The sequence below is a fragment of the Streptomyces sp. H39-C1 genome, from assembly GCF_027158125.1.
In the GTDB taxonomy this organism is placed as follows: domain Bacteria; phylum Actinomycetota; class Actinomycetes; order Streptomycetales; family Streptomycetaceae; genus Actinacidiphila; species Actinacidiphila fildesensis.
Genome location: NZ_JAPVLS010000017.1, coordinates 1 through 7,722, shown reverse-complemented (window position 1 = coordinate 7,722; position 7,722 = coordinate 1). Strand labels below are relative to the sequence as shown.

Below are 7,722 nucleotides of genomic sequence, written 5' to 3'. Positions count from 1 at the left end.
TCCTACCGGTACTGGGACGCGGCGCGCGGCGGTTTCAGGGGGCCTTCAGGACGTGCCGACGGCGGCTTCGTCGAAGGCGTTGACGAAGGCGAGCTTCACCTCGCCGTCACAGCGGCCGCCCGCCGCGTCCCAGTACCGGTAGGAGGTGTCCGCGATGATCAGCGGAGCACCGCCGCCGGGTGAGCGCCGGTCCACCGCGAGGAATGCGAACTCCCCCGAGAAGGCACGGCCGTTGATGGGACGCCGGAAACTCCCGCCGAACCGGGCGATGAGGATGTCGGGCAGCTGGTGCCGCCAGTAGTCCTCCAGCGTCCAGGAGCTGAATTCCGCCAGCAGCCCCTCCTTGACGGATTTCGCGACCACGTAATACATCATCTGGTTGTAGCTGATGTTCACTTCGACCGCGTTGAGGTGCCCGGTGTCGTCGATGTAGCAGGACTCGTCGATGGAGAATTCACACACGGCCGACACCCGGCCGTTCTCCGCGGCGACCTCGGCGGACTGGAGATAACGGCAATTCGCCTTGTAAGGCCGCAGTACCTGCGACAGGAGTTCGGTGTCGGTGGCGAAGACGGTCATCGCGCTACGCCGCCGGAGACTCGGTGTCGTAGAGCTTGCGCTCGTCGTGCACCGTGACGCGGAAGGAGACCGTCGGCTCCGGAGTGGCGGTGTGCAGGGCCCGGTGGATCAGGCTGCGGTTGTCCCAGACCAGCAGGTCGCCCTGCTCGAAACTCTGCAGGTGGATGCCGGGATGGGTGAACTCGTCGTCGAGCTGGCCAGTGGCCTCGAACAGCCGGCGCAGCAGCGCCTCGTCGATCGGCACGCCGTTCGCGTCCTCCAGGCCGACGGTGAATCCCTCGCTGAGGTACAGCACCGTCTCACCGGTGAACGGGTGGGTGAAGGTGGTGGGCTTCACCACCGGCGGGGTCTTGGTCTCGACCTCCTCCAGGATTTCGGAGATGGGCCGGTACACGTCGTGCGGCCGAATCTTGAAGTACTTCCGTACGGAATGCCGTGCGTAGGTTCCTTCGATGTCCTGCTTCAGGTCCTCGGGCAGCGCCTCGTACGCCCGCCCCATGTCGATGAAATAGGTTCCGCGGCTCTTCTGCGGAATCACCTGCGGGTAGATGAGGGTGAGTCCGAACGGGTCCGGCATGAACATGTAGTCGGCGTGCCAGAACTTGCCGGTCTTCGGTACCCCGATCTGCTTTCCGTCCTTGGGGACGTTCGAGGAGACGAATATCTCCTCGACTTCGGGGTGCTGGTACATGGGCTCGTAGTACGTCTCCGGACGGCCCAGCCGCTTGCCGAGTTCGAGGAACTGTTTGGGCGACAGGTCCTGGCCCTTCAGCACCGCGATCTTGCGCGTGTAGACCGTCTGCTTGAGCGTGGCGATGTCGTCGTCGGAGGCGGCGGCGTGGTCGAAGCCCTCGATGCTCGCGCCGAGCGTCTTGCCGGCCTGCGGAGTGATCTTCATGGGGTCAGCCCTTCGTGTGGTGGGTGGCCGGGGTGCCGATCGGGCCGTCGAGTTTGGCGTCGATCAGCCGTACGGCCTCGTCGAGGGTGAGGTCGCCGCGGAGTTCGTTGTCCGCCACCTCGATGCCGAGGTCACGCTCCAGGCGCATGCTGATCTCGACCATCGTCAGCGAGTCGACGTCGAGTTCGGCGAACGACGCCTCGGGGCGGACCAGCTCCGGGTCCGCGTCGTGCAGCTTCGCGATGATCGCGACCAACTGCTCGTAGGTGGTACTCATGTGGGCTGTCTCCTCCGTTGTCCTTCGGGTACCGGAAGCGGTGAGGTCGGGCCACCGCAGCACGCAGGAGCCCCACGTGAGGCCGCCTCCGAACGCGGTGAGCAGGATGCGCTGGCCCGGCCGGACGGCCTGCCGGGCGGCGGCGTCGGCGAGGGCGAGCGGTATCGAGGCGGCGCCGGTGTTGCCGACGGACTCGATGTTGGACACACAGGCGGTCCTGGCGAGGCCGAGCTCGTCGGCCACCGAGTGCAGGATCCGCAGATTGGCCTGGTGGGGCACGAAGTGGTCGACGTCCTCGACCTTCCAGTCGGCGCGCTCCAGCACCGCGCGCGCCGAGCCGGCCATACGGGTCACGGCGTGCCGGTAGACCTCCCGGCCGCGCATCGCGAAGTGCTGGTCCGCGCGGGTGGCGCCGTCGGCGCGCTGCCGGGAGCCGCCGGCCGCGACCATGATGAGGTCCTCGTTGGCGCCGTCGCTGCCGAGGTCGAAGTGGGTCACGGCGCCGAGCTCGTCGGCGTGCCCGGCGCGCAGCACCACCGCTCCCGCACCGTCGCCGAAGATGATCGCGTTCGCCCGGTCGCCGGGGTCCACGATGGCGGAGTACGTGTCCGCGCCGATCAGCAGCACCCGGCGCGCGACACCGGCCGCGATGAGCCCGGCCGCGGACGCCAGCCCGTAGACGAATCCGGTGCAGACCGCGCTGACGTCGAACGCGGCCACACCGTTCAGACCGAGCCGGTCGGCGACGACGGGCGCGGTGGCCGGGCAGGAGCGGTCCGGGGTGGTGGTGGCGACGATCACCGCGTCCACCGACTCGATGCCGGCCGACTCCAGCGCCCGGCGGCCCGCCTCGACCGCCAGGTCGGAGGTGGCCTGCCCGGGGTCCACGAAGTGCCGCCGGCCGATGCCGGTACGGGTCCTGATCCACGCGTCGGTGGTGTCCAGACGCTGCGACAGTTCTTCATTGGTGACGGCCCGGGGCGGTAGCCACCCGGCGAGTCCGCAGACGACGGCGACGGGCCGTGACCTGTCGGGCCGGTGGGCCGGGTGGGTCGGATCGGTGACGGTGTTCGGCAGGGTCGGAGTGTTCGGGCTGAGCACGACGGTTCTCCTCGGTATGCGTGCACTTGCGCGGCCACGGAGGCCGGGAGGAAATCGGAAGCGGCAGGGACGGCGGGCGGCAGTCCGCAACGCCACGCGTGACCCGGGTCAGGGCGCCGGAGGGGCCGGAGTTAAGGGGCCCGGCGCTCTGCGGAAAGCCAGCAGCACCACCGTGCCCAGACAGATGCCGGCCGCGATCACGTACACGGCCGTGCGGATGTCGCCCAGCAGGGCGAGCCGCAGCGCCTCGCCGGTGAGTCCACCGTGCCGGCCGGTGTCGGCGACGGCCACCAGCACCGCGAGGCCGACCGCACCACCGACCTGGAGGGTCGTGGACGCGAGACCGGACGCGACGCCCTGGTCCCCGGGCGCGACCCCGGCGGCCGCCGCGATCCACATCGCGGTCCATCCGGCGCCCTGCCCAACACTCAGCAGCACGATCCCCGGCAGCACCCGCGCGTACGAGCCGTCGGTGGTCAGCCCCAGCGCCAGCAGCGCGGCACCGGCGGCGCCCAGCAGCAGTGATCCCAGCAGGGTCTTCGTCATCCCGATCGCGCCGACCGCCAGCTCGCCCGCCTTGGTGCCGGCCGCGACCACGAGCGCCGGCACGAGGAAGGCGAGCCCGGTCTCGAGGGCGCTGTAGCCACGGACCGTCTGGAAGTACAGCGTCAGGAAGTACGGCAGTGAGCTGAAGGTGGCGCTGAACACCGCGGTCAGTCCCATGGCGGCGACCAGGCTCCGGTGGGCGAACAGCCGGGCCGGGGTGAGCGGATCGCGGGTGCGGGTCTCGATGACCGCGAAGGCCGCGAGCAGGGCGACGGAAGCCACCGAGCAGCCGAGGACGGAGGCGCTGGTCCAGCCGGCTTCGGGCGCGTGCACCAGGACGAAGACCAGCAGCGTGATGCCGCCGGTCGCCGCGAGCGCGCCGGCCACGTCGAACTCCCGCCGCTGCCCCCGCACTTCGTCAGCGGGGAACAGCATCCACCCCGCCACGGCGATCGCCCCGGCCAGCGGCACGTTGACGTAGAAGACCGACGGCCAGCCGAACGCGTCGACGAGCACCCCGCCGAGCAGTGAGCCGAAGCAGAGTCCGCCCGCACCCGCGGCGCCCCAGACGGCGAGCGCCCGGTTGCGGGCCGGTCCCTCGCTGAACAGCGTAGTGATCAAAGAGAGAGTGGCGGGAAACAGCAGTGCCCCGCCGATGCCCTGGACGGCTCGGACGGCCACCAGGACGGTGGCGGATCCGGCCAGTCCGCCGACGAGCGAGGAGCCGGCGTACAGCAGCGCGGCGACGACGAAGATCCGGCGGCGGCCGACCAGGTCCGTGGTCCGGCCGCCCAGCAGCAGGAAGCCGGCGGTGGCGACGACGTAGGCGCTGACCACCCACTGGAGGTCCTGGGCCGAGAAGCCGAGACCGCTGCCGATGCTCGGGAGCGCGACATAGACGACGTTGAAGTCGAGAGCGATGACGAGTTGGGCGGTGGCCAGAACGAACAAGGACAGTCCGAGACGTTGGCGCGATGGAGCGGGTGGTGCCTTCAGTGCAGACATGCTCGGACGTTCCCCCTTGGAATCCGCCCCTGGTCGTATGCCCGTCATACGCCGGGAGCGGCGGCCCGTCCTGGATCCTGACCGAGGTCCCGGAACGCGGCAAACGCCGTGCATTCGTTTTGGACTGACCTGACGTCCTGTTGCGAATGCGGCTTCCTTATGATCCGGAGGAGCCGCCGTTTCGGAGCAAGGGGATGTGCCGCCGATATCTGGCCAAAATATTGGGCACTCTTGGAGACGATGTCAACCCGAGCAGCTGACCAAACCTGCTATTTTTGGCCATTCCTGCGGCCCTGCACGGCAGAGGAGATGGCGAATTCCGACCGTAACTCCCGCGACACCGCGTCGTTCTCACGACACCGGCCTTCAACAGGTCTTTTACAGTAGTCGGATGACGGAGCCGTTCAGTTCCCGGCCCCTTCGATATTTTTCCTCACACCTTACTGAGTTGCCGATCGGGCTACCAGCCCCGTACGGCATGCAAACATTAGGGAGTGGCATTGACTCCCGTGGCAGAAACCCGCACTCCTTCGCGTTCCGCCAGCTCCTGGCGTATATCCCGGGCCGCGCCACCACCGGCCCTGCTCGGATTCCTGGTGTTGTTGGCCGTGTTGATGGCGGGCTCGTTCGCGGTCGGCCGGGCGGCCGGTCCCGTCTCCCCCGGAATCCACCGGACGGGCAATGACGCACCACGTGTCCCGGGCGATCCGTCGCCGGATTCCGGGCCGGGATCCGGTCCCGGTGCGGAGCCGGGAGCACCGTCCGAACCGGACTCCGACGGCGGTGGGATGCCGGGCATGGGCGGCATGGGATCGCAGGGGCCCGAGCTCCCGGGGGCCGGAAGATGACGGCCACCGGTCCGGTCACCACGGACCTGGTCGTCGGTGGTATGACGTGCGCGGCCTGCGTCGGCCGGGTGGAGAAGAAGCTCGCGAGGCTCCCGGACGTGACCGCCAGCGTGAATCTGGCCACCGGACGGGCCCGGGTCACCCACCCGCCGGAGATGTCCGCCGAGCAGCTGATTTCGGCCGTGGAACAGGCCGGGTACACCGCCGAACTCCCGCGGCCGCCCGCACCGGCCGGCTCCGGAACCACCGCAACGGCCGACGGCGCCGGGACCGATGGCGCCCCGGCCCGTGACGCCGACCGTGACCGGCTGCTCGGCACCGCGGCGCTCGCGCTCCCCGTCATGCTGCTGTCCATGGTCCCGGCCTGGCAGTTCAACCACTGGCAGTGGCTGTGCTTCACCCTCGCCGCACCCGTCGCCGTATGGGGGGCCTGGCCCTTCCACCGGCTGGCTCTGCGGGGGCTGCGGCACTCGGCGGCCACCATGGACACGCTGGTGTCCGTGGGGGCGGCCGCGTCCTTCCTCTGGTCCGTGTACGCGCTGTTCCTCGGCGGCGCCGGCGAACAGAACATGCGGATGCCGTTCAACTGGCTGCCGACAGCGGGCGACGGGGTCGCCCATGTGTATCTGGAGGCGGCGGTCGGCGTCCCGCTGTTCGTACTGACCGGACGCTGGCTGGAGGCACACGCGCGGCGCGGCACCGGCTCGGCGCTCCGCGCGCTGGCCGAACTCGGCGCCAAGGACGTCGAGTTGCGGGACCGGAACGGACACGGCGGCCCGCGGATATCGATCGCGGAGCTGCGGGTGGGCCAGGAGTTCCTTGTCCGGCCCGGTGAGAGGGTCGCCACCGACGGTGTCGTGGTCGAGGGCAGTTCCGCGCTCGACCTCTCCCTGGTCACGGGTGAGAGCACTCCGGTGGAGGTCGGGCCCGGGACCACGGTCGTGGGCGCGGCGGTCAACTCCGGCGGGCTGCTGGTGGTACGGGCGACCGCCGTCGGCGCCGACACCCAACTCGACCGCATCACCCGCCTGGTGACCGACGCCCAGGCGGGCAAGGCCCGTATCCAGCGGCTCGCGGACTCCATCGCGGGTGTCTTCGTCCCCGCCATCGTGACGGTCGCCGCCACCGTGCTCAGCTTCTGGCTGGGAGCGGGTGCCGGCGCGGAAGCTGCCGTGACCGCGGCCGTAGCCGTACTGGTCGTCGCCTGCCCGTGCGCGCTCGGTCTCGCCACTCCGACCGCCTTTCTCGCCGCCACCGGACGCGGCGCCCAACTGGGCATCCTGATCCGCGAGCCCGAAGCACTGGAGCGGCTGCGCCGGGTGGACACCGTCGTGTTCGACAAGACCGGCACGCTCACCACCGGCCGGATGACACTCGTTGAGGCCACGACCGTCCCCGACGGGCCGGCCGCGGCCGAGGTGCTGCGGCTGGCGGGCGCGGTGGAGCACGGCTCTGAGCACCCCATCGGGCGGGCGGTGGCCGCCGCCGCGCGCCGCCGCGCGGGAGAAGGAAACGCGCTCCCCGCGGCCGAGGACTTCCGGGCGCTGCCCGGCGTCGGTGTGTCCGGCCGGGTCGAGAGCCATGAGATCCGGGTGACCGGCCCCCGCGGCCGATCGGCTCTCCCCGATGTCCTGCGGCAGGCGCTGGACCGGGCGGAGCGCGCCGCGCACACCGCCGTCGTCGTGGAGCTGGACGGCCGGGCGGTCGCCGTGCTGGCCGTCGGCGACACCGTACGTCCTTCCAGCTATCGCGCCGTACGCCATCTGCGGGAGCTGGGCATCGAATCCGTCCTGCTGACCGGCGACGGTCCCGCCGCGGCCGAGGCGGTCGCCGAGCAGGCCGGCATCACTCACGTGCACGCGGGTGTCCTCCCACAGGGCAAGGCGGAGATCATCACCGAACTGCAGGCCGCCGGGCGGCGGGTGGCGATGGTCGGTGACGGCGTCAACGATGCCGCGGCACTGGCCGTCGCCGATCTCGGGATGGCGATGGGAGCGGGAACCGACGTGGCGATCGGCGCGGCCGACATCACGCTCGTCCGCGAGGACATGGAGGCGGTCGTGGAAGCGGTCCGGCTCACCCGCCGCACCCTGCGCACGATCCGTGCCAACCTCGGCTGGGCGTTCGGGTACAACATCCTCACCGTGCCGCTCGCGGCGACCGGCTGGCTCGACCCGATGTTCGCGGCGCTGGCGATGTCGGCCAGCTCGGTGCTCGTCGTCGGCAACAGCCTGCGGCTGCTCGCTCCTTCGTCCGGCACCGGACCCACCCCGGGATCCGGGCCGGGAGGCGGCGGACGGTCCGGGCATACGCCGGGGCGGCGGCAGGGCGGCGAACGGTCCCTGTACTACAGGGGCGGTTCGTGCCTGCTGATCGGGTGAGTCGTTGGTCAGGGCGTGGAGACGCAGCGGGACGTTGAGGTCTGGGCGGCGTGGTTCGAGGACTTCTTTGCTCGGATCGCGGGTCTG

The 7,722-nt window shown here is 70.5% G+C and carries 5 protein-coding genes; 1 reads left to right on the top strand and 4 read right to left on the bottom strand.

The window, feature by feature from the left end:
* Positions 1 to 45: 45 nt before the first annotated feature.
* From scoD to O3W51_RS13815, 4 genes are all read right to left on the bottom strand, one after another.
* Positions 46 to 579 carry a (2E)-enoyl-ACP glycyltransferase gene (gene scoD / locus O3W51_RS13835; protein ID WP_269285954.1) on the bottom strand — a complete coding sequence of 178 codons (534 nt, stop codon included), beginning with the start codon at positions 577 to 579 and terminating at the stop codon, positions 46 to 48.
* Between the two features lie 4 nt (positions 580 to 583).
* Complete coding sequence (scoE, locus tag O3W51_RS13830; protein WP_138352564.1) at positions 584 to 1,477, bottom strand: (3R)-3-[(carboxymethyl)amino]fatty acid oxygenase/decarboxylase; 894 nt, start codon at positions 1,475 to 1,477, stop codon at positions 584 to 586.
* A 4-nt stretch (positions 1,478 to 1,481) separates the two neighbouring features.
* On the bottom strand, positions 1,482 to 2,831 hold the full coding sequence (locus O3W51_RS13820; protein WP_381585920.1) for a beta-ketoacyl-ACP synthase 3: 1,350 nt from the start codon (positions 2,829 to 2,831) through the stop codon (positions 1,482 to 1,484).
* 132 nt (positions 2,832 to 2,963) lie between these two features.
* The gene (locus O3W51_RS13815) at positions 2,964 to 4,406 is read right to left on the bottom strand and encodes an MFS transporter (RefSeq protein WP_138352562.1); all 1,443 of its coding nucleotides are present in this window, start codon (positions 4,404 to 4,406) and stop codon (positions 2,964 to 2,966) included.
* Between the two features lie 844 nt (positions 4,407 to 5,250).
* Here O3W51_RS13815 and O3W51_RS13810 point away from each other — a divergent pair.
* Positions 5,251 to 7,635, top strand: a complete 2,385-nt coding sequence (locus O3W51_RS13810; protein WP_269285952.1) for a heavy metal translocating P-type ATPase — start codon at positions 5,251 to 5,253, stop codon at positions 7,633 to 7,635.
* The last annotated feature ends 87 nt before the right edge of the window (positions 7,636 to 7,722 follow it).